Here is a 21543-nt window from a genome sequence, read left to right as displayed (position 1 = left end):
CCGCGGCTGACCGCGCACCGCGAAGCGCATGACCGCGCACCGCGAAGTCCGCACCGCACACTGCGAATCGTGCACCGCGGACTGTGTGCGTACCGCGGATTGTGAAGTGCGTACCGCGGACTGGGCGCCGGGCGGACCGGCCTCGTCAGACGCCATCCGCGAGGACCGGAAACGGTCCCCGCGGATGGCGTCTTCGCGTGGATCAGGTGGTGGTGGCCGCCGGCGTGCCGAAGTAGTGGCCCTTGTCGAGGTCGGCGAGGAGGCCGGGTTCCACCGGCTCCCAGCCGAGCAGTTCGCGGGTCAGGGCGCTCGACGCCGGGATGTCCATGCTCAGGATGTCGCCCAGCCAGGTGAAGTGCTCGGAGGCGTCCTCCGCGGGCACCGCGACGACCGGGACGTCCAGGTGGCGGCCGACCACCTCGGCGATGTCGCGGATCGGGACGCCCTCCTCCGCGGCACCGTGCAGCACCGAACCCGCGGGGGCCTTCTCGACCGCCAGCCGGAACAGCCGGGCGGCGTCGAGCCGGTGGACGGCCGGCCAGCGGTTGGTGCCGTCACCGACGTAGCCGGACACGCCCTTGGCGCGGGCGATGGACGTCAGGGCCGCCATGAAACCGTTGTCCCCCTCGCCGTGGCACGTCGGCGAGAGACGCACGACGGACGAGCGCACGCCGCGCGAGGCCAGGGCGAGAACCGCCTGGGCGGTGGTCTGCCGGATGGAGGGAGCCGACCCGTCGGGTGCGGGCACGTCCCGCTCGGTGGCCACCCGCCCCGGCGCGAGGCCGGCCAGGCCACTGGCGAGGACGAAGGGGCGCCCGGTACCGGCGAGCGCGTCGCCGAAGGTGTCGACGGCGCGGCGGTCGGCTTCGGCGGCGCCCCGGAAGTCGCCGGAGAAGGCGATGTCGTGTTTGAAGGCGAGATGGATCACACCGTCCGACGCGGTGGCCGCGTCCCGCAGGACGTCGAGGTCGTCGAGGGTGCCGCGGACGGTCTCCGCCCCGGCGGCGGTGAGCGCGGCGGCGGAGGCGTCGGAGCGGGCGAGCCCGACCACCTGGTGGCCCGCGTCGAGGAGTTGCGGAACGACGGCGGAGCCGATCCAGCCGGACGCCCCGGTCACGAAGATGCGCATGGGAGGAACCCCAGACTGTCGATGGTAAGTGATGTCAGTGACTGACGTCGAGCCTAGCATCCGATGTCAGTGACTGTCGTCGCGTAGAATCCGCGGCATGGGCAGATGGGAGCCGAACGCGCGGGAGCGCCTGGCCGAAGCGGCGTTGCAGCTGTACAGCGAGCGCGGATTCGAGCAGACCCCCGTGGCGGAGATCGCCAAGCGGGCCGGACTCACCGAACGGACGTTCTTTCGGCACTACGCCGACAAGCGCGAAGTGCTGTTCGCCGGCGCCGGTCACTTGGAGGAGCTGTTCGCCCGGGCGGTCGCCGGCGCTCCGGAGACCGCGGCGCCGATCGACGCGCTGGCGGTCGGGCTCGAAGCGGTGTGCGAGGTGTTCACCGACCGGCGCGAGTTCGCGCGCACCCGGCAGGCCGTGATCATGGCGAACGCGGAGTTGCGCGAGCGCGAGTTGATCAAGCTCGCCTCGATCTCCGCCGCGCTCGCCGAGACCCTGCGCGGGCGCGGTGTGCCGGAGCCGGCCGCGAGCCTGGCCGCCGAGGCGGGTGTCGCCGTCTTCAAGGTCGGCTTCGAGCGCTGGACGGCACCGGGCGAGGAACGCGGGATGGCGCGCCTGCTGCGGGACTCACTGGACGAGCTGAAGACCGTGGCGGCGGGAGGCCTCCAGGGGGTTTCGCCGGGGGTGGCGGAACAGGACTGACAGAACGTCACCGGGGTGGTTATCATGCCGATGATGAAGAACTTCTCCTCGTACGGATTGGGGGAATCGTTCGTGCAAGGTGAGTGCTGATGGCACCTCACTCCACGAACGCGATTCCCGCCCGCTTGTCGATGTGGCAGCGCGTGCGCGAGTACGCCGTGCCACCGTCCATGATCGAGACCGCGACCGCACGGCGTGCGGTCGGTGACTGGGCGGGGGCCTGCGCCGCCGCCCGGATCGACGTCGACCTCGATCTGCGCGCCGTGCGCGACCGCCACGGCACCGACCTCGCCACCCGCCTCCGTGCGGACCTGCGCTGCCTGGCGCCGGATCTGCTGCGCTGGCACATGCCCCGGATCGCCCCCGACGGGCGGCTCAGGCCCGGCATCACCGTCTCCCTGGCCCGCTACGGCGGCCCCGGTGCCCCACCCCTGCGTCTGGTGGTGCGGACACCGCCGGCCTGGGCGGATGCCGGGCAGCGGATGTCCTTGGCCCTGTGGGCCGGCGCGGAGGGCAGGGGCGCCGTCCCCGGCCATCCACCGCCCCCGTACTCCGACTCACACCCACACCCGCACTCGCGCCGGCACACATACTCGACCGCGCGCTCACCCGCACACCCGAGTCCGCACCCGCAACCACACCCAGACCCACACCCACATCCGCATCCCGACCGGCGTTTCCGGCTCGACCTGCACCGGCACCTCTGGGACGCCGGGCGGAGCGGGGAACTGGCGGTGCGGTGCGGAGCGGCCGGCCCCCCGGCGAGGGCGCCGCAGGCCATGCCGCACCTGGCGGACTTGCCCGGCCTGGCGGGCCTGTCGGGGCTGCCGGAGCCGCCGGACCCGCCGGAGCTGCCGGACCCGCCGGGTCCGCGGCTCGATCGGCTCACCGTCCACGGCGTGCCGTGGGCGGTGGCGGGCTGGGCCGCCGAAGCAGAGTTGCTGCTACGGGCCGAAGGGCGCCCGCGTGGTGCGTTCACCGTGCGTCTGGGGGCGCGGAACCGTGCCGTACTCGAACTCGTCGCCCCCGACGACAGCCACGCCCCCACGCTGCGGCAGCTGTCGAAGACGCTGCCGCGCCACGAGGTCGCGGCGCTTCCGGTGCTGCCGGAGGCAGCGGCCCGCCTCCTTCCGGACCTGGAGCTGCTGCGCGCCGGACTGGTCACCGTGGGACGGCTGCATCCGCTCGTCGCCGGGGCATTGTCGGCGTCCGGGACGGCGGCGGTCTCCGAGACCGGCCCCGCCCCCGCGCCCGGCGACCCGCACCGGGTGGAGTGCCGGGGCGAGGTGCACCGGATCGCGCTGCGGGACGGTGTGCTGACGGCGGTCGATCACGAACCGGCCCAACTGCGCCGTGAGGAGCTGCTGGTGGCCCTCGGCGGCCCGGGGCTGCCCTGTCTGCGGGCGATCGACGCGGTGCACCGCCACCCGGAGGCGCTGCCCGCGGTCCGGGAGCGGCTCGGCCACGGTGACGTCGCCGGGGCGCTGGCCGTGGTCGAGGGGTTGCTCGGACCGCGCGCCATCCTGCGGGACGGGCCGCTCCGGGAGGAACTGGAGCGGGCGGTGGCCCGCCGCATCGACCACGGGCTCTTCCGCTCGGGGCTGGCCGCCGTACACCCCGCCGCCGGTGCGGCAGGGGACGGGGACGCCTCGGACGCGGGGCACGCGGCGGCGAACCACCGGCCCCGGCTCGACCGCCGTACGCCTCTCCCGGTGCGCCGCAAGCGCGGCAACCGGGCCAGGCCCCGGACCGGCCTGGCCCGCTGACGACCCGGGCAGCCGCGCGCCGCTGCGTGTCCGCCGCGGACCGGCTGCCTCCGCCGGCCTCGCCCCCCCCGCGCGCCCTCCCCTCTTCCGATCTCCTACGACCCCCTCCCAGGTGATGCCCATGCCCATGCCCACGACTCTGCCCACGACTCTGCCCACGACTCTGCCCACGACTCTGCCCTCGATCCCGCCCACGACATCGAGCACCGCCTCCTCTCCGTCCGAGACCCCCGGAACCGGAACCAGGACCACTGCCCGTCTCGCCCTCGCGGGCGACCTCCTGGCCCTCCTGCGGACGACCACCACCGAGCCGCGCCCCGACGAACAGCTCGAAGCACTCACCCTGGCCGTCGCGGCCGACCTGCCCGTACTGCTCTGGGGTGAGCCGGGCATCGGCAAGACCGCGGCCCTGACACAGCTCGCCACCTCCCTCGACCTGCCGCTGACGACCGTGATCGCCAGCGTCCACGAGCCGTCCGACTTCTCCGGGCTGCCCATCGTGGGCGACGACCCCGCCGTGCAGGGGGTGCCGATGGCGCCGCCGCAGTGGGCCGTGGAACTGGTCCGGGCCGGACGGGGGCTGCTCTTCCTCGACGAACTCTCCACCGCCACCCCGGCCGTCCAGGCCGCGCTGCTGCGGGTAGTCCTGGAACGCAGGGTCGGCGCGCTCCAGCTGCCCCCGGGCGTACGCATCGTGGCCGCCGCGAACCCGCGCGCGTCCGCGGCCGACGGGTGGGAGCTGAGCCCGCCGCTGGCCAACCGTTTCGTGCACCTGTACTGGGCGCACGACCAGGAGGTGGTCGTGCGCGGACTCGGCGGGGTGTGGCCCCGGGCCGAGCTGCCCCGGCTGGTACCGGAACTGCTGCCGGAGGCGGTGGCGTTCGCCCGGCGGGCGGTCTGCGGCTTCCTGCGGGCCAGGCCGACGTTGATCCACCGGCTGCCGACCACCGAGACGCGGCGCGGCGGCGCCTGGCCCTCGCCCCGGAGCTGGGAGGCCGCGCTGACCCTGCTGGCCTTCGGCACGGCGGCCTCGGTCTCCCGGGAGGTGCTGGCGCTGCTGGTGCGGGGCGCGGTGGGCGACGGGCCCGGGCTCGAACTCCTCGCCCACCTGGACCGGATGGACCTGCCGGACCCGGAGTCACTGCTGGCCGACCCGGCCGCCGCCGAGCTGCCGGTGCGCGGCGATCTGCGTCAGGCGGCGCTGGAGGCGGTGGTGGCCGCCGTCGGGGCGCGGCCGGAGCGGGAGCGCTGGGAGGCGGGCTGGGCGGTCCTGGTCCGGGCGCTGGAGACCGGGGCCCCGGACCTGCTGGTCGCCCCGGCGACCGCGCTGGCCGCGCTGCGGCGCGACGACTGGGAGGTGCCCCGGGCCGTGGAGCGGCTGGCCGCGGTGGTCGGGCTCGCCCAGCGGGCGGACCGCTCGGTCGGACGGGCCACGGCGGCGACGGCGGGCACCGGCCGCCCGGGGGGCGCACACCGATGACAGGGACCCCGAAGCCCCCGGTGCCGCAGGCTCCCGTCCGGCTCCCGGTCCCGCAGGCTCCCGTTCGGCTCCCGGTCCCGCAGGCTCCCGTTCGGCTCCCGGCCCCGCCGACCGCCGTTCAGCTCCCGGCCCCGCCGACCGCCGTTCGGCTCCCGGCCCCACCGGCCCCCGTACAGCGCTCGGTGCGCGCCGCCCCCGCACGGCCATCCGGGTCCCCCGCGCGGCCTCCGGTACGGTCCTCCGTACCGGCCTGCGACCCGGAGGCGTCCGGCGGTTCGCGGGGGGCGACGGTCCGGGGGCGGCTCGTGCTGGACATGGAGAAGTTGCTGGCCGCCCGGTTGCACGCGGTGAAGGTGCGGCCCTATCTGGCCGACGCGCTCTTCGCGCTGCACGTGGTCGAGGACCGTTCCGTGCCCACGATGGCGGTTGACGCGTACTGGCGCTGCTACGTGTCGCCGGGCTTCGTGGCGCGTACGCCGGTGGAGGACCTGGCGGGCGTGTGGGTGCACGAGGTCTCCCATCTGCTGCGGGACCACCACGGGCGGGGCGAGCGGTACGCGGCCGCGCACGACGAACGGGGACCCGGCGAGCGGCTGCGGCGCAACATCGCCGCCGACTTCGAGATCAACGACGACATCTACGGCGACGGCCTGCCCCGCCCCGCCGGGGTGGTGCTGCCGTCGCTGCTGCGGCTGCCCGAGGGACTGCTGATGGAGGAGTACCTGCGGACGGCGTCGATGTCCGGGCTCGTCGCGGACCTCGCCTGGCTGGACTGCGGCAGCGGCGCCGACGGGCAGGCCCGGCCGTGGGAACTGGGGCCGGACGGGGCGCACGGGCTCAGCAGGCAGCAACAGGATGCGGTCCGCTTCAGGGTCGCGGAGGGAGTCAAGGGCACACCGGGGGAGGCACCGCAGGGGTGGCGCAGGTGGGCGGACGAGGCGTTCCACCCGCCGCAGCCCTGGCGGCAGTTGCTGGGCGCTGCGGTCCGTTCGGCGGCGGGCGCGCCGGGTGTGGGCGAGGACCACAGCTACCGGCGTCCGTCCCGGCGTTCGGCCGGCGTCCCCGGCGTGCTCCTGCCGAGCCTGCGCCGTACGCCGCCCAGGGTCTGCGTCGTGATCGACACCTCCGGGTCGGTGAGCGACGCCGAGCTGGGCGGCGCGCTGCTGGAGGTGGCGGCCATCTCGCGAGCGGTGGGCGGGCGGCGCGACATGGTCTCGGTGATCTCGTGCGACGCGGCCGCCGGGATCGCCGTGCCGCTGTGCCGTGCCGAGCGCATCGAACTGGTCGGCGGCGGCGGGACGGACCTGCGCTCCGGTTTCGGCCGGGCCCTGCGCTCCCGGCCGCGCCCGGACGTCATCGTCGCCCTGACGGACGGTCAGACGCCGTGGCCCTCCGCACCGCCGCCGTGCCGCACCGTTGTCGGTCTCTTCCCGCGGCACGGCGGTGATCGCGCCGTGGACGAGGAGGACCCCGACTACGTCCCGGACGCCCCGCCGCCGTGGGCGCGGGTCGTCACCATCGGCTGAGGGGCCCGGGGCGCCGTCCGTCAGGCACGGGAAGCCGCCGATCGGCACGTCCAGGTGCCCGTCGTGCGGGGGCAGTGCAAGGGCGTGTGCGGGGGCGCGCGCCGGGGCGGCTCCGCCGGGAGGGGGAGCCGCCCCGGGGGCGTCAGTAGGCCCGGGCCACGACGGCCACGTTGCCCGGCTGGTCGTCGCGTTCGGGGACCGAACTGTCCGCGGCGACCAGGCAGCGCACGGACACACCCTGTTCGGCCAGCCGTGCCTCGCCCTCCGGGCCCAGCGCGGCCCAGGGGATCCGCGCCCAGCCGGTGCCCGCGGCCTCCACGGCCTCCGCGGCCGTCGCCACATCGGCGGTACGCCGCTCACGGCGCTCCCGGGACTGCGTCAGCAGCAGCGCCTGGTCGTCCGCGAGCACCTTCGGCAGGATCTGCGGCAGCGCGGCGATCTCCGTCGGCTCCTTGGTCCCGGCGACGCGCCGCACCAGGACCGCACTGCCGTGCGCCAGATCGCGCGGCCCGACCTCGATCCGCACCGGCACGCCCTTGAGCTCCCAGTCGACGACACGCCGGCCGAACGGCGTGTCGGTGCGGTCGTCGACGTGCACGCGCACCCCCGCCGCCTCCAGCCGTGCGCCGATCGCGCGCACCTCGGCCAGCACGGCGTCGTCGTCCTTGACGGCGACGACCACCGCCTGCACCGGGGCCAGGCGGGGCGGTACGCGCAGACCGTCGTCGTCACCGTGCATCATCACCAGCGCGCCGACCATGCGGGTGGTGGAACCCCAGGAGGTCTGCCACACGTGTTCCTGCGTGCCGTCCTTCGACAGGTAGCGGGTGTGGAAGGCCTTGGCGAAGTTCTGGCCGAGTTCATGGCTCGTGGCCAGTTGCAGGGCCTTGCCGTCCCCCATCATCCCTTCCAGGGTGAGGGTGTTGATCGCGCCGGCGAACCGTTCCCTGGCTGTCTTGCGGCCCGGTACGACGTCCATGGCGAGGATGTTCTCCATGAAGTCGCCGTAGACCTCGCGGTGGATGTGCGCGGCGTAGTCACGGGCGTCCTCGTAGGTGGCGTGGGCGGTGTGTCCCTCCTGCCACAGGAACTCCGTCGTCCGCAGGAACACGCGCGGCCGCAGTTCCCAACGCACCACGTTCGCCCACTGGTTGATGAGCAGCGGCAGATCGCGGTAGCTCTGCACCCACTTGGAGAAGTACTCGTTGACGATCGTCTCGGAGGTGGGGCGGACGACGACGGGCTCCTCCAGTTCCTTGCCGCCGCCGTGCGTCACGACGGCCAGCTCGGGAGCGAAGCCCTCGACGTGCTCGGCCTCCTTCGTCAGGTACGACTGCGGGATGAAGAGCGGGAAGTACGCGTTGGCGGCGCCCGCCTCCTTGATCCGGGCGTCCATCTCCTGCTGCATCCGCTCCCACAGGCCGTACCCGTACGGTCGGATGACCATGGTGCCGCGCACCGGACCGTTGTCGGCCAGTTCGGCCTTGCCGACCAGGTCCTGGTACCAGCGGGGGAAGTCGTCCGCCCGGGGAGTGAGCACGGGTGCCTTTGCCATGGGGCGCAGGCTAGGACGCGCAGCGGCCCACGCGCCAACCGTTTACGTGGTGCCGGGGCGGTCGGCGCCGGCACGGTGTCGTGACCGCACCGGTGGCGGTTGCGTTCCCCGAGGTGACGAGCCGGTTCTTCGCCGAACACCTCGGGGAGGCGGCATGGGCCGACCGAGGGAGCGGGTCGGGCGGCGCTGTCCGTCATGCGGTTCCCTCCGTGGTCCTCGGAGTGACGGCCGCCCGCGGGCCCCGGCGCCGCTCCGAGGCGAGCCGGAGTGTCCGATGTCCAGGAATGTGCCGAGCGCGCCGGGGGATCGACGCGGCGGACCGGCGGAGTGCCCGTGTCCCTCCGTGAACCGGCTGGTCAGGAAGGTGTGCAGGTCACAGGGGGTGGCGTAACTCTGGCGTAACACCGGGAGACTAGTTTTGCGGGCATGTGCGATGCCGAGGAACCCGCGTCCGGGAAACCTGTGTCCGGGGAACCCGTGTCCGGGGGATCCGTGCGACCGCGCGCGGCGCGTCCGTCCGAGCGGCGGATTCCCGTGGAGTGGGTGTCGTCCAGGCCGCGTGCCGAGCGGGCGCGTCAGGTCGCCGATGTGCTGCGGCAGCGGATCACGGCCGGCCTGTTCCCCGGCGGCCTGCTGCCCGACGAGCGCACGCTGGGAGCGCACCTGGGCGCCTCCAGGAACGCGGTGCGGGAGGCGCTGGGCCTGCTGCGGGAGGAGGGGCTGATCAGCCGCCGACGCGGCGTGGGAACCGTGATCGAGACGCCCAAGTACGGGCACGGGCTCGACCGTCTCGCGGGGCTGGCCGAGACCCTGACCGGCCACGGCGCCGTCACCAACGAGGTCCGGGCGGCCGAACTCCTCACCGCCCCGCCGGCCGCGATCACCGAGCGGCTGGAACTCCCCGCGGGCACGGCCGTGGTGTGCGTCGAACGGCTGCGCCGCCTGAACGGGCGACCCCTGTCCCTGGACACCAGCTACCTGCCCGCGGACGTGGGGCGCGCGGTGCTGGCGGGCGACCTGGCGGGCCGGGACGTCTTCGCCCTGATCGAGGAGACCACCGGCCGCCTGCTGGGCCGGGCCGAGGTGGCGGTGCACGCGGTGACCGCCGATCCCGACACCGCCGGGCTCCTGGAGATCCCCGTCGGGGCCGCGGTCTTCGCCATCGAACGTCTCACCCGGCTGGCCGACGGCCGCCCCGTGGACGCCGAGTCGCTGCGCATCCGCGCCGACCGGATGACGCTGCACGCCACCCTGCACCGCAACCGCCCCTCGCCGACACCGGCACCGCCGCTGTCGCCGCTGTCATCGCCGCCGCCGTTGTCGCCGGCCGACTGACCTGCGCTGCCCCACCTCTTCCGCCACACCGCGACCCCGCTTTCCGGCACACCCGACCCCCCGGCTCCGCCTTCCGTGCCACCCATCCCTTCCCCTCGCCTTTCCCGGGAGATACCTGTGTCCTTCCTCCGACCCGGCATGCCTCGGACCCGCCGGACGGGTGTGTCGTGATGGCCGGGCTTGCGGTCCCGGTGCTGCTCGCCCTCGGCCTGGCGGGTTTCGTCGGCGGCATCGGCATCACCGCGCTCGGTCCGGGCGGCGTGCTGCCCACGATCGGGCTGTTCGCCCTCACCGACCTGGCCCCGGCGGAGGTGGCCGGCACCGCCCTCGTCACGCACGTCGCCACCGGCGCGCTGGCCACCGCCGCCTACACCCGCTCCGGCCAGTTGCGGGCGCCCGCCACCCGCCGTACCGCGGCCGTACTGGCCGGCACCGCCGTGCTCGGCACCCCCGCCGGTGTCCTGGTCAACACCGTTGTCTCCGCACGGGCGTTCGGCCTCGTTCTCGGGCTCCTCGTGGCCGGGGCGGCCGTACTGGTGTGGTACCGCGAACGGCGCCGCCCCACGGGCGCGGCAGCGCCGTCCCACCCCTCTACGGCAGCCGTGACCGGCCTCGGTCTCGCCGTGTCCGTCGCGAGCGGACTGGTGGGGGTCGGAGGCCCCATGCTCACCGTCCCGCTGCTGATCGCGCTCGGCGTGCCCGTGCTGGAGTCCCTGGCCTCGGCCCAGGTCCAGTCGATCGTCGTCGCCACGGTGGGCACGCTGGGCTACCTCGCCCACGGCTCCGTCGACTGGCCCCTGGCCGCCCTGGTCGGCGTCCCCGAACTCGCCGGTGTCCTGCTGGGCTGGCGGATCGCCCACGCGCTGCCCACCCGGCACCTCAAGAACGCCCTCGTCCTCACCCTGCTCGCCCTGGCTCCCTACCTCGCCCTGCACGGCTGACCAGGGGGGAGAGCGGCCGGCCGGACGCCGGGGCCAGGCCCGGGACGAACCGGAAGGAGAGGGATTCCAGCAGCGGCCTGCGCTTGGTGTTCCGGAAGGCCACGATGCGCCACTTCCCGTCGCCCAGGCGGACCATCGTGTACGTCTGGATCTTGCCGAGCCGGTGCGGCCGCCTGCCCTTGTAGGTGTCGCCGCGTCCGTTGACGATGGCCAGGTCCGGCCCGGGGAACCGGACGCCGAGGACGTCGTCCGCCAGTTCCGTGCCCTTCAGGAACGTGAGGGCAGCCTCACCTCGGGCGAACCGGCCACCAGGACGGGACTCACCACTGGGGCCACCACCCGGGTGATCGACCGCCTGGAGCGGGCCGGGTACGCCCGCCGCGTCGCCGACCCCGCGGACCGCAGACGCGTCATCGTCGAGCCGGTGCCCGAGGGACTCGGCCGCATCGAGGACGTCCTCGCCCCCCCCGCCGCATCGCCGAGGTCCTGGCGCGCTACACCCCCGACCAGCGGGCCCTGCTCCTCGACTACTTCCGCCAGGCGGCGCCCGCGTTCCGCGCGGCCACGGAGGAGATCCGAGCGGGCCAGGCCCAGCGGCGCGGCCGGTCCGGCGGACCACGCCGGGGCGGGGCCTGACTCGGGCCGAGGCCTCACCCCTGCCGTCCGCGGTGACCCGCAGGCCGACGGCGTCGCCGGGCGGGCCGGGAACCTGGGTGCGGCGCACCCAGGCTCGCCGGGCGGGCCTCTCGTAGCCTGGCGCCATGGCTGACAACGCACTGGGACAGTTCCTGCGGAGCCGCAGGTCGGCGCTGCGGCCCGAGGACGTCGGCATGGCGAGCTACGGCACGCGCCGGGTCCCCGGGCTGCGCCGCGAGGAGGTGGCGGTGCTCACCGGCATCAACGCCGACTACTACACGCGTCTGGAACAGGGCCGCGAACGCCGCCCTTCCGCCCAGGTGCTCGACGCGCTCGGCCGGGCCCTGCGGCTCGACGACGACACCCGGGCCCACCTGTACCGGTTGGCCGGCACCGTGCCCGACGACACCGTCGCCCCCGCCCCCCGCCAGGTCAGCTCCGCGCTGCGCCGGCTGATGGACGGCTCCACCCACACCCCCGCCCTCGTCCTCGACCGGACACTGGACGTCCTCGCCTCCAACGCCCTGGCCGACGCCCTCTTCTGCGTCTTCGAGCCCGCGGACAACCTGGCGCGCACGACCTTCACCGACCCCGCCGCGCGCACCTTCTACCAGGACTGGGACCGTGCGGCCCACACCACCGTCGCGCACCTGCGCCAGGCGGCCGGGTACGAACCCGACAACCCGCGCCTGCGGCACCTCGTGGACAGCCTGCACGCGGCGTCCACGGACTTCGCCCGCCTGTGGGCCAGCCACACCGTGCGCGGCAAGACCGCCGAGGCCAAGCGGTTCCTGCACCCCGACGTCGGCCCCCTAGTCCTGGACTACCAGGCCTTCGACGTACGGGAGGCACCGGGCCAGCAACTGATCGTCTACCAGGCCGAACCCGGCAGCTCCAGCGCGGAGGCGCTGCGCCTGCTCGGCTCCGTGCACGCGACCCGCACCCGGCCGGTCACCCGCGGCACGGACGGCACCTGACCTCCCGCGCACGGACCTGGATGAACCACACGACTGACATTCCGCGCGTGGACCTGGACGATCCGCACGACTGACCTCCCGCGCGTGGACCTGGACGAACCACACGACTGACCTCCCGCGCGTGGACCTGGACGATCCGCACGACTGACCTCCCGTGCGCGGACCTGGACGAACCACACCGCAGGGCCTACGCGGAACCGCCCGCCGCCAGCAGTGCGAGGTGGTCCGCGACCGGGCCCAGGGTGATCAGGCCGCTGCCCGCGCCCCCCTCCTCCAACGCCGCCGGCGTCAGCGCCGTCCGCGCCCGCGCCATCAGGGGCCGGTCGCCCACCGCCACGGCGGCCCGTGCCAGCAGGCACCACCTGGCCTCGTACATCAGGTCGCGCGGCGGCGGAGCCACCACAGCCAGCGCCCGTGCCGCCTCCTCCTGCCGTCCCTCGCCCGCCAGGAGCACCGGCCGCACCCACGGCTCGTACGGCCCCCAGTCCGTGCCCCGGTCGGCGACCCGGTCGGCGGCGACCGGCAGCCCGTGCCGCAGCCGCACGCTCAGCAGCGCAAGCGGTACCAGGCCCTCCTGCAACCCGGGCATGCCCGCACCGCGCAGACAGGGTGCGGCGGCCTCGTAGGCGGCCAGCGCCGCGTCCGGCGGGCCGGTCATGGCGGTGCGCAGCGCCCGGTACCAGGTGGTGAACACGGACACCAGCGGCAGGTCGTGCCGGGCGGCCAGCGCGTCGGCCGCGGCCGCGTGCCGGCCGGCCCCGGCCAGGTCCGACAGGGCGCACCGCGCCTGCATGCAGACGAGATGGCCGAGCACCTCGTGGCGGACCAGGCCGTGCCGTGCCGCCAGCGCGACCACCTCCGCCCCGACGGCGTCCCGCCGGGCGGCGAGCCCGGCCCGCTGGAACGTCTGCATGAACGTGCCGTTCAGGGCGAAACAGAGCAGGGCGGCGTCGCCGAGCCCGCGGGCGATCTCCTCCGCCTGCCGGGCGGCCCGCAGCGGGCGCGCCGCTGCCCCGCCCACCGCCTCGTCCGCGGGCAGCGCGCCCCGGGACTCGACGGCGACGGTCGCCAGCAACCGGCAGCGCGTCGCGTCGTGCCCGCCGGACGGCAGCAGCCGCAGCGTCCGCTCGGCCGCTCCCACCAGCCACCGGGCCTGCTCCGGATCGTCCGAACGCGTCCAGACGGCCGGTACGTCGTACACCCCGATGACCCGCGCCGTCAGCTCCGGGTCGCCCAGCTGCTCAGCCGCGGCGACGGCCGCCACCCGGTGCCGCCGCGCCGACTCCAGGCCGCCGCCGCCCGTCACCGCCAGGTCGCGCATCAGGCTCGCCGTGGACTCCAGCCGGGTCCGCGCCCGCGAGCCCAGGGAACTCTCGTACGCGGCGGTCGCCCGGCTCCACACGTCGTCGACCCCGGCCCCGGCGCCGGGGTCCAGGTGCTCGGCGTGCCGCAGGACGTCCTCCTCCAGGCGCCGCAGGCGCGGGCCGGGGTCCACGCCGAGGTGTTCGCGCAGCATGGCGCGGGCCCGCCGCAGGACCGACAGCGCGTCGGCCTGCCGTCCGGACCGGTACAGGGCCAGGGCCAGCAGCCGCCAGGCGTCCTCGCGCCACGGGTGCTCCGTCACGTGGGCGTCCAGGTCGGGCACGGCTCCGGCCGCCTCCCCGAGGGCGATCCGAGCCTCGGCACGGCGCTCGACGGCGTGCAGGCGCAGCTCAGTGAGCCGGGTGCGTTCCGCGCGCAGCCAGCGTTCGTCGCCGAAGTCCGCGAAGGCGGGGCCGCGCCACCAGCCGAGCGCCTCGGCGAGCCCGGCCGCCACCCGCTCGGGTCCCGCCTCCGCGAGGGCGTCCACCGTGTCTTCGAACCGCCAGGCGTCCACGTCGTCCTTCGCGGCCCGCAGCGCGTAGCCGGGCCCCTCGGTGACCAGCAGCCGGGACGGGCTGCGCGGCGGGCGGTCGGGTTCCAGGGCCCGGCGCAGATCGCCGACGAACGTGCGTACGGTGCCCACGGCCCTCGCGGGCGGGTCGTCCCACAGGTCCTCGGTCAGCCGGGCCACCGGCACCACCCGTCGGCGGGCGACGACGAGCCGGGCCAGAACCGCGCGGTGCCGCGGGCCCTTGAGCGCGAGCGGAGCGCCCGCCCCGTCCCAGGCGGCCACGGCCCCCAGCACCCCGAATCGCACACGCACCTTCGCTGCCGTCCCTTCCGTCCACCGCTGCACACGGCCCACCCGGTCCACCCGGTCCACTCGGCCCACCGAGTCCATCCGGGCCACCTTCTCCATGCGGTCCGCCAAGTCCGACGGGTCCGCCGATTTCCACGGGTCCGCCGTTTCCGACGGGTCCGCCGTTTTCCACGGGTCCGCCAAGTCCGACGGGTCCGCCGTTTCCGACGGGTCCGCCGTTTTCCACGGGTCCGCCGTTTTCCACGGGTCCGCCGTTTCCGGCGGTTCCACCGATTCCGACCGGTCGACCCACTCCGCCCGGTCCGACCAACCTACAAGCGTTCATCCGTTGCTGATCGAAGCCCCGCAGGCTGGACCCACCGGCCGGGCGGCTCGCACCGGCATCCCCCGGCACCCGTCACCACAGCCAAGGAGCAGCGCCATGACCCACACGATCCCCGGCTTCGACCACCAGCGGATCCGCGTCGACGAGGGCGTGGAACTGTACGTCGCCGTCGGTGGCAGCGGAGCTCCGATCGTGCTGCTGCACGGATTCCCGCAGACCCACCTGATGTGGCGGCACGTGGCCGCCGACCTGGCGGCCGACCACACGGTCATCTGCCCCGACCTGCGCGGATACGGCGCCAGCGACAAGCCGAGGGAGGACGGCCCGCACACGTACGCGAAGCGGACCATGGCCGACGACATCGTCAAGCTCGCCCGCGCCCTGGGGCACGAGCGCTTCGTCCTGGCGGGGCACGACCGCGGCGCCCTGGTGGCGTTCCGTGCCGGGCTCGACCACCCGGACGCCGTCACACACCTCGCCTGCCTGGACGTGCTGCCGACCCTCGACATGTGGGAGGCGCTGCACGGGACGTCGGCATCGGTCGGCTTCCACCTGTACCTGATGGCCCAGCCGCCCGGCCTGCCGGAGGCGATGATCGAAGCGAGCGCCGACACGTTCTTCGCCCACTTCCTCGACCTGTGGGCGAAGGACCCCGACGCCGTCCCGCAGGACGTCCGCGAGGCGTACCTCGACGCCTGCCGGGGCGCGGTGCCGTCCATCGTGGCGGACTACCGGGCATCGGCCGGCATCGACGTGGAGCACGACAAGGCGGACCGCGCGAACGGCAACCGGCTCGCGATGCCGGTCTCCGTGCTGCAGCAGGACTGGGGCGCGGCGCTCGGCTACGAGGCCGCCGCCCTGTGGGGTGCGTGGGCCGGGGACCTGGACCACTCCACCGTGTCCTGCGGCCACTTCATGGCCGAGGAAGCACCCCGGGACGTCGCGAAGGCGCTGCGGAACCTGATGGACCGCTGACTCTTCACCTACCCGAACTCCCCTATACCGCGGGGCTTTACGCGGCTGCAATCCGGGTCACCCGAAGGTGTGGAACGAAAGCGGCAGGAACTGACGGCATATGCCGAACTGCCGTACTGTCACGTCCCTGCCCGCACGTAGGGTGGAAAGCCGCTGGTCATGAAGGGGAGAGGACGGCGCCGGGGTGGTTGCGGACAACGCGAGGAACGCGGGCAACGCGGGCAACGTGGGCAACGTGGGCAACACGGACAACGAGGAGTGGGGCGAGCGGGCGGCCTGCCGGACGGCCGATCCGGACGAGCTGTTCGTCGAGGGGGCCGCCCAGAACAGAGCCAAGATCCTGTGCAGCGGCTGCCCCGTGCGGACCGAATGCCTGGCGCACGCCCTCGACAACCGGATCGAGCACGGTGTCTGGGGCGGTATGACGGAACGTGAGCGGCGCGCGCTGTTGCGGCGCCGGCCCATGGTGACGTCGTGGCGGCTCCTGCTGGAGACGGCCCGCGCGGAGCACGAGCAGCAGGGCCGCCGTACCACCGGCCGGCCGCGCTGGGCCGAGCGTTGGGCCGCCGTCGGCTGACCGGCGGCTGCGGCTGCGGGACGCCTCCCGTTCCCCGAGCGTTCAACCGCGCGCCCCCGTCGGCGTCGTGTGCTGTCCCTAGGGTCCCCCAAGGTTGCGAAAGAAGGGGATCATGGACACACTCCTCGCGGTCCGGGCCCGCCAGATCACCAAGTGTTTCGGCGACGTCATCGCGCTCGACGGTGTCGAACTGGACGTGCGGCAGGGGCGGATCCACGGCCTGGCCGGACCCAACGGGGCCGGCAAGACGACTCTGCTCGGCCTGCTGCTGGGCCTGGCCGTCCCCGACAGCGGCCGGCTGGAGATACTCGGCACACCGGTCGGGCGGGCGCTCGCCGCGCCCGAGGGCGTAGCCGGGTTCGTGGACGCGCCCGGCCTCTACCCGTCCCTGACCGCCCGGCAGAACCTCCGCGCGCTGGCCGCCCTGCACGGCCGCGACGCGCGGACGACGCGGGCGGAGATCGACGACGTACTCGACCAGGTCGGGCTCACCGATGTGGCCGACGACCGCACCCGGGGCTTCTCGCTCGGCATGCGCCAGCGGCTCGGGCTGGCCGCGGCCCTGCTCGCCAGGCCCCGGTTGATCGTCCTGGACGAACCCGCCAACGGCCTCGACCCGGCCGGGAAGAAACATGTGCACGATGTGCTCACCCGGCTCGCGGCCGACGGAACGGCCGTCGTGCTCTCCAGCCACCGCATGGACGACCTGGAGGCCCTGTGCGCCGAGGTCACCATCCTCGCCACCGGACGGGTCGTCTTCTCCGGCCCGCTGGGTGAACTCGCCGCCGGCAGCCGCGAACTCGACTACCGGCTGCTCACCTCCGACGGGCCGGCCGCGCGCGGCCTGGCCGAGGCCACGGCCGGCGTCCGCACCACCGGCGGGACCGGCAGCCGGCAGGACGAGCGGACGCTGGTAGTCCGCGCGCGGGTACCGGCCCTCGACGAACTCGTGGCACGCCTCGTCCACGCGGGCATCGCCCTGCGCGAACTGGCCCCGGTGGTGTCCCCCCTCGAAGCGGCGTTCCTGGCCCTCACGGGACAGCAGGACAGCCCACTCACCGAGCAACAGGACAGCCCGTCCACCCCACCTCCGGACAGCCCGCCCACCGGCCGACCGGACAATCCGCCCACCTCACGTCCGGACAGCCCACCAACTCCACTTCCGGACAGCCCGCCCACCGGCCGGTCGGACAGTCCGCGGACGGCCCCTTCCCTGCCCGGACTGCAGGAGGCAGGGCGATGAGCGCCACCCTCGCCGAACCCCCCGCACCTGCCGAACCACCCGCCCCTCCCGCGCCCCCCGCCGGCGGCTCCCGCCCCGCCCGCGTGCCCGTGGCCCGCGGCTACCGGTTCGAGCTGGTCAAGCTGGTCTCGCAATGGCGGATCCGCCTGCTGGTCCTCGCCTGCTGGATCGCCCCCGCGCTCTTCGTCGCCGCGGTGAGCCGGCAGAGCACCCTGCCGACGGACACCCTCTTCGGCCGCTGGATGCACGCCACGGGGTGGGCCGGACCCCTGGTCACCCTCGGATTCGCGGGGAGTTGGGCGCTGCCGCTGCTGACCTCGGTGGTCGCCGGTGACGTGTTCGCCGCCGAGGACCGGCTCGGCACCTGGCGCCACCTGCTCGTGGCGGTGCGCTCACCGCGGCGGATCTTCGCGGCGAAGGCCCTGGCCGGTCTCACCGTGATCCTGCTGCTCGTCACCGGGCTCGTCTGCTCCAGCGCGGCCGGCGGCGTGCTCGCGGTCGGCGACGAGCCACTGGTCGGCCTGGACGGCCACCTGCTGACGCCAGGGGACGCGGCCGGCAAGGTCCTGCTCGCATGGGCCTGCGCCCTCGCGCCGACCCTCGCCCTCGCCGCGGTCGGGCTCCTCGGCTCCGTCGTCCTGGGACGCTCCCCGATGGGACTGCTGCTGCCCGCGCTCCTCGCGCTCACCCTGCAGCTCGCCCAGATGCTGCCGCTGCCCGTCGCGGTCCGCCTCGCCCTGCCCGGCTACGCCTTCATCGCCTGGAACGGCCTGTTCACCGGCCCGCCCCAGCTCACCCCGCTCCTGATCGGTGTCGCCGTCAGCCTCGTGTGGGCGGTGACCGCGACCGCGCTGGCGTACGCCCTGTTCCTGCGGCGCGACTTCACGAACCCGGCCGACGACGGCTCGGGGCACCGGGCCCTCGCCGTCGCCCTGCTGCCGCTCGCCGCGCTGACGGCCGCGACGGTGGCGGTGCTCGGCCTGACCGCCGCGGCGCCCACGGGCTCGGGCATCGAGCAGGACAAGGTGCAGCGTTCGCTGGCCACCGAGTTCGCCCACCTCTACCGCGTGCAGACGAGGCAGCTGAACCGGCCCGACGTCACCGAGGCCCGGCTGAAGACCTCGGCGGCGTGCACCAAGGGCGACGTCGCGGCGGGCGCCCACGGGCCGGGCAACGACTGGCGCTGCGTCGTCACCTGGCACCTGCCCGGCGTCGCGGCCACCGGGACGGCCGTCTACCAGCTCGACATCACCGCCGACGGGCGGTTCGTCGCCGACGGCGACGGACCGAAGGAAGTGAACGGCTACTTCCTGGTGCGGACCCCGACCGGGGACGCACCGAACCCGCTCTGGCAGTTCGACGGCAATGTCGAACTGCTCCACGCCACCTCGAAGGGATGACTCCATGCAGGTGACGCGCCGCCGCAGGCGCGCCGGGGAGAACCGCCCCGGTCTTCTCGGCAGACGCATCGGCCGCCGGATACCCCTGGCGACGGCGGGCCTCACGGCCCTCGCCGTCGCCGCGGCCGGTACCGCCTTCGCCCAGACCCGCCAGTTCGGCACCGAGCAGGTCGGACAGCGGACCCGGCAGGGCCAGGTCGTCTCCAGCGACCAGTACCTCGCCCCGTACGGCGACCGGCTCGTCCTGGACCACGGCAAGATCATGTCGTCTGCGGTCAGCCCGGACGGCACCCACCTCGCCGCCTCCGTCACCGACGGCGGGATGGCCCTCTCGGTCGTCGACCTGAAGACCTGGAAGGTGCAGCAGCTCGTCGGCACCGACGCCTCGGCGGACCTGCGCATCAGCGCCAACGACGTCGGGCAGGAAGGCCCCGCCTACTCGCCCGACGGCACGCAGCTGTGGCTGGGCCGTACCGACGGCTACACCAGGTTCACCGTACGGCCCGACGGCAGCGTCGCCGATCCGACGTCCGTGCCGATCCCCGCGGACGGGCCCCGGCACGCGCTGGTCGGCGAGGCCGTGTTCTCCCCGGACGGCTCCACCGTGTACTCCGCCGTCAACGGCCAGAACCGGGTGGTCGCCCTGGACGCGGCCACCGGTGCCGTCCGGCAGAGCTGGGCCGTGGGCAACGCCCCGCGGGACCTGGTCCGCGTCGGCTCCCGGCTCTACGTCAGCAACGAGGGCGGACGTCCCGCCAGGCCCGGCGACACCACCGTCAACTCGTACCACACCCAGGTGCCCGCCGACCCGGTGACCGCGGCCACCACCACCGGCACGGTCAGCGTCATCGACCTGGCGCACCCGTCCGCCGCCGCTACGAGCATCGACGTCGGACTGCACCCGACCGCCCTGTACGCCAAGGGCGGGGCGCTGTTCGTCACCGACACCGCGAGCGACGACGTGTCGGTCATCGACACCGCCCGCGACAAGGTCGTGCAGACCATCGCCACCCGGCCGTGGCCCGAGGCGTCGGTGGGCTACGAGCCCGACGCGGTGACGCTCACCCGCGACGGCCACCTGCTGGTGACGCTCGGCCGCGCCAACGCGGTCGCCGTCTACCGGTACACGACCCCGCAGGAGCCCGTCAGCTACGTCGGCCTGCTCCCCACGGACTACTTCCCCGCCGAGGTCACCACCGTCGGCGACCAGGTGCTGGTCTCCAACACCCGCGGTATCGACGCCCGCAGGCCCACGAACAAGGCCGGCCACGCCACGCACGACACCACGTCGAGCGTGCAGCGCTTCCGGCTGCCGAGCGACCGCGCCATCCGGGCCCGGACGGCCGACGTCTTCCGCCAGAACGGCTGGGACCGCGGTTCCGTCACCCTGAGCAAGGGCAAGGGACACGCGCGTCCGGTGCCGGTCCCGGCGCGGCTCGGCGACCCGTCGACGATCAAGCACGTCTTCCTGATCGTCAAGGAGAACCGGACCTACGACCAGGTCCTCGGCGACGTACCGGAGGGCGACGGCGACGCCTCGCTCGCCGAGTTCGGTGAGAACGTTACACCCAACCAGCACGCGCTGGCCCGGCAGTTCGGGCTCTACGACAACACGTACGACATCGGCACCAATTCGGCCGAGGGCCACAACTGGCTGATGCAGTCCGACAACCCCGAGTACACCGAGTCCTCGGCCGGCGAGTACCAGCGCAGCTACGACACCGAGGACGACGCCCTCGGCCACCAGCGGACCGGGTTCCTGTGGACCGGCGCGCAGGCGGCCGGGAGGTCCGTGCGCGACTTCGGCGAGTTCCAGCAGTTCCTGACCAAACCGGCGGGCGCGAGCTGGCAGAACCTGTACTGCGACGCCAGGAACATGGCGGCCACCGGGCAGGACACCGCCTACCCCATGGTCTCCTCGTCGCCGATCCCCTCCCTCAACGACGTGTCGGTGCACGGCTTCCCGAAGTTCGACACCAGCGTCCCGGACGTCTACCGGTACCAGATCTGGAAGCGCGACTTCGAGAAGAACGGCCCCGCGGACCTGAACATGTTCTGGCTCTCCAGCGACCACACCGGCGGGCCGGCGAACGCCGCCGCGCAGGTCGCCGACAACGACCTGGCGACCGGCAAGATCGTGGACGAGATCTCGCACAGCAAGTACTGGAAGGACTCGGCCGTCTTCGTCGTCGAGGACGACTCCCAGGCCGGCCTCGACCACGTCGACGGCCACCGCGCCCCGATCCAGATCATCAGCCCCTGGGCCCGGCACGGCGTCGTCGACAGCCGCTACTACTCCCAGATCACGGTGGTCCGTACCATCGAGCAGATCCTCGGGATCCACCCGATGAACCAGAAGGACAGCGCGGCCAGCCCGATGACCGGGGCGTTCAGCCGCAAGGCGGACCCCACCCCGTTCAGGGCGCTGCCCAACCGGACCCCGCTGACCGCCGGCCTGAAGACCCCGCCCGCCTGCGGCGTGGACACCCCGGCGCCGCAGAACCCCCGTGCGGCGGCGGCACCGTCGGCGAAGGTACCGGCGGGTGAGCGTGCGGTCGCGGCGCAGTGGGAGGCGTGGAAGGCGCGGCAGCGGCTGACCGGGCCCGACGCCAGGCCCGACTACGCCAACCCGGCCCAGATGAACCACTTCACGTGGTACCAGACGCACGAGTGGACGAAGCCGTACCCGGGCGAGCAGCGGATCTTCGCCCCGGACGACGTACCCGGCGCCTACATCCCGTCCGCGGAGTCCGACGGCTGACCCGGGCCGCCCGACCGCGACGCGGACCCCCCGGC

Annotated in this window: 15 protein-coding genes and 1 pseudogene; 13 read left to right on the top strand and 3 right to left on the bottom strand. The window is 74.3% G+C overall.

Features of this window, described 5'->3' with window-relative positions; genetic code table 11:
• Positions 1-202 precede the first annotated feature (202 nt).
• On the bottom strand, positions 203-1129 hold the full coding sequence (locus ACFC02_RS22795) for an SDR family oxidoreductase (RefSeq protein ID WP_376360196.1): 927 nt from the start codon (positions 1127-1129) through the stop codon (positions 203-205).
• A 97-nt stretch (positions 1130-1226) separates the two neighbouring features.
• Here ACFC02_RS22795 and ACFC02_RS22790 point away from each other — a divergent pair, with 97 nt between their 5' ends.
• The 4 genes from ACFC02_RS22790 (at position 1227) to ACFC02_RS22775 (ending at position 6601) form a co-directional block, all read left to right on the top strand.
• Positions 1227-1829: a TetR/AcrR family transcriptional regulator gene (locus ACFC02_RS22790; RefSeq protein WP_376360193.1), complete on the top strand. Its 603-nt coding sequence runs from the start codon at positions 1227-1229 to the stop codon at positions 1827-1829.
• Between the two features lie 89 nt (positions 1830-1918).
• Complete coding sequence (locus ACFC02_RS22785) at positions 1919-3595, top strand: hypothetical protein (protein WP_376360190.1); 1677 nt, start codon at positions 1919-1921, stop codon at positions 3593-3595.
• 127 nt (positions 3596-3722) lie between these two features.
• Positions 3723-5075, top strand: a complete 1353-nt coding sequence (locus ACFC02_RS22780; RefSeq protein WP_376360256.1) for an AAA family ATPase — start codon at positions 3723-3725, stop codon at positions 5073-5075.
• Between the two features lie 314 nt (positions 5076-5389).
• Complete coding sequence (locus ACFC02_RS22775; RefSeq protein WP_376360187.1) at positions 5390-6601, top strand: VWA-like domain-containing protein; 1212 nt, start codon at positions 5390-5392, stop codon at positions 6599-6601.
• A gap of 142 nt (positions 6602-6743) precedes the next feature.
• On the opposite strand, the gene proS is transcribed toward ACFC02_RS22775, so the two are convergent.
• On the bottom strand, positions 6744-8156 hold the full coding sequence (gene proS / locus ACFC02_RS22770) for a proline--tRNA ligase (protein WP_376360184.1): 1413 nt from the start codon (positions 8154-8156) through the stop codon (positions 6744-6746).
• A 543-nt stretch (positions 8157-8699) separates the two neighbouring features.
• Between proS and ACFC02_RS22765 the strand changes: the two genes are divergently transcribed.
• The 4 genes from ACFC02_RS22765 (at position 8700) to ACFC02_RS22750 (ending at position 12045) form a co-directional block, all read left to right on the top strand.
• Positions 8700-9491 (top strand): GntR family transcriptional regulator, encoded by a 792-nt coding sequence (locus ACFC02_RS22765; RefSeq protein WP_376360182.1) that lies wholly within the window; start codon positions 8700-8702, stop codon positions 9489-9491.
• Between the two features lie 170 nt (positions 9492-9661).
• The gene (locus ACFC02_RS22760; RefSeq protein ID WP_376360179.1) at positions 9662-10432 is read left to right on the top strand and encodes a sulfite exporter TauE/SafE family protein; all 771 of its coding nucleotides are present in this window, start codon (positions 9662-9664) and stop codon (positions 10430-10432) included.
• A complete protein-coding gene (locus ACFC02_RS22755; protein WP_376360177.1) occupies positions 10323-11201 on the top strand; it encodes a MarR family winged helix-turn-helix transcriptional regulator in 879 nt (292 codons plus the stop codon). Before ACFC02_RS22760 ends, ACFC02_RS22755 begins: the two co-directional genes overlap by 110 nt.
• Positions 11194-12045 (top strand): helix-turn-helix transcriptional regulator, encoded by an 852-nt coding sequence (locus ACFC02_RS22750; protein WP_376360174.1) that lies wholly within the window; start codon positions 11194-11196, stop codon positions 12043-12045. Before ACFC02_RS22755 ends, ACFC02_RS22750 begins: the two co-directional genes overlap by 8 nt.
• Before the next feature lie 187 nt (positions 12046-12232).
• Here ACFC02_RS22750 and ACFC02_RS22745 read toward each other — a convergent pair whose 3' ends face one another.
• The gene (locus ACFC02_RS22745; RefSeq protein ID WP_376360253.1) at positions 12233-14230 is read right to left on the bottom strand and encodes a BTAD domain-containing putative transcriptional regulator; all 1998 of its coding nucleotides are present in this window, start codon (positions 14228-14230) and stop codon (positions 12233-12235) included.
• A 418-nt stretch (positions 14231-14648) separates the two neighbouring features.
• Here ACFC02_RS22745 and ACFC02_RS22740 point away from each other — a divergent pair, with 418 nt between their 5' ends.
• The 5 genes and pseudogenes from ACFC02_RS22740 to ACFC02_RS22720 all read left to right on the top strand — a co-directional run bounded on the left by ACFC02_RS22740 (position 14649) and on the right by ACFC02_RS22720 (position 21508).
• Positions 14649-15527, top strand: coding sequence for an alpha/beta fold hydrolase (locus ACFC02_RS22740; protein ID WP_376360171.1), 879 nt, complete (start codon positions 14649-14651; stop codon positions 15525-15527).
• A gap of 235 nt (positions 15528-15762) precedes the next feature.
• Positions 15763-16104, top strand: a complete 342-nt coding sequence (locus ACFC02_RS22735; RefSeq protein ID WP_376360250.1) for a WhiB family transcriptional regulator — start codon at positions 15763-15765, stop codon at positions 16102-16104.
• 112 nt (positions 16105-16216) lie between these two features.
• Positions 16217-17155, top strand: a pseudogene (locus tag ACFC02_RS22730) (ABC transporter ATP-binding protein); the annotation flags it as partial.
• A 188-nt stretch (positions 17156-17343) separates the two neighbouring features.
• Entirely contained in the window at positions 17344-18747 is a 1404-nt protein-coding gene (locus ACFC02_RS22725) for an ABC transporter permease (RefSeq protein WP_376360169.1), read from the top strand.
• 4 nt (positions 18748-18751) lie between these two features.
• A complete protein-coding gene (locus tag ACFC02_RS22720; protein WP_376360166.1) occupies positions 18752-21508 on the top strand; it encodes an alkaline phosphatase family protein in 2757 nt (918 codons plus the stop codon).
• The last annotated feature ends 35 nt before the right edge of the window (positions 21509-21543 follow it).

This window comes from Streptomyces sp. NPDC056160 (genome assembly GCF_042268205.1).
Classification (GTDB): domain Bacteria; phylum Actinomycetota; class Actinomycetes; order Streptomycetales; family Streptomycetaceae; genus Streptomyces.
Note: the sequence above shows the minus strand (reverse complement) of the source record. Positions and strands in the feature narration are given on the sequence as shown.

Excerpts from the sequence above, each read along its gene's own strand:
- ACFC02_RS22795 (WP_376360196.1), bottom strand. The coding sequence starts at position 1,129 with ATGCGCATCTTCGTGACCGGGGCGTCCGGCTGGATCGGCTCCGCCGTC.
- ACFC02_RS22790 (WP_376360193.1), top strand. The coding sequence starts at position 1,227 with ATGGGCAGATGGGAGCCGAACGCGCGGGAGCGCCTGGCCGAAGCGGCG.
- ACFC02_RS22785 (WP_376360190.1), top strand. The coding sequence starts at position 1,919 with ATGGCACCTCACTCCACGAACGCGATTCCCGCCCGCTTGTCGATGTGG.
- ACFC02_RS22780 (WP_376360256.1), top strand. The coding sequence starts at position 3,723 with ATGCCCACGACTCTGCCCACGACTCTGCCCACGACTCTGCCCACGACT.
- ACFC02_RS22775 (WP_376360187.1), top strand. The coding sequence starts at position 5,390 with ATGGAGAAGTTGCTGGCCGCCCGGTTGCACGCGGTGAAGGTGCGGCCC.
- proS (WP_376360184.1), bottom strand. The coding sequence starts at position 8,156 with ATGGCAAAGGCACCCGTGCTCACTCCCCGGGCGGACGACTTCCCCCGC.
- ACFC02_RS22760 (WP_376360179.1), top strand. The coding sequence starts at position 9,662 with ATGGCCGGGCTTGCGGTCCCGGTGCTGCTCGCCCTCGGCCTGGCGGGT.
- ACFC02_RS22750 (WP_376360174.1), top strand. The coding sequence starts at position 11,194 with ATGGCTGACAACGCACTGGGACAGTTCCTGCGGAGCCGCAGGTCGGCG.
- ACFC02_RS22740 (WP_376360171.1), top strand. The coding sequence starts at position 14,649 with ATGACCCACACGATCCCCGGCTTCGACCACCAGCGGATCCGCGTCGAC.
- ACFC02_RS22725 (WP_376360169.1), top strand. The coding sequence starts at position 17,344 with ATGAGCGCCACCCTCGCCGAACCCCCCGCACCTGCCGAACCACCCGCC.
- ACFC02_RS22720 (WP_376360166.1), top strand. The coding sequence starts at position 18,752 with ATGCAGGTGACGCGCCGCCGCAGGCGCGCCGGGGAGAACCGCCCCGGT.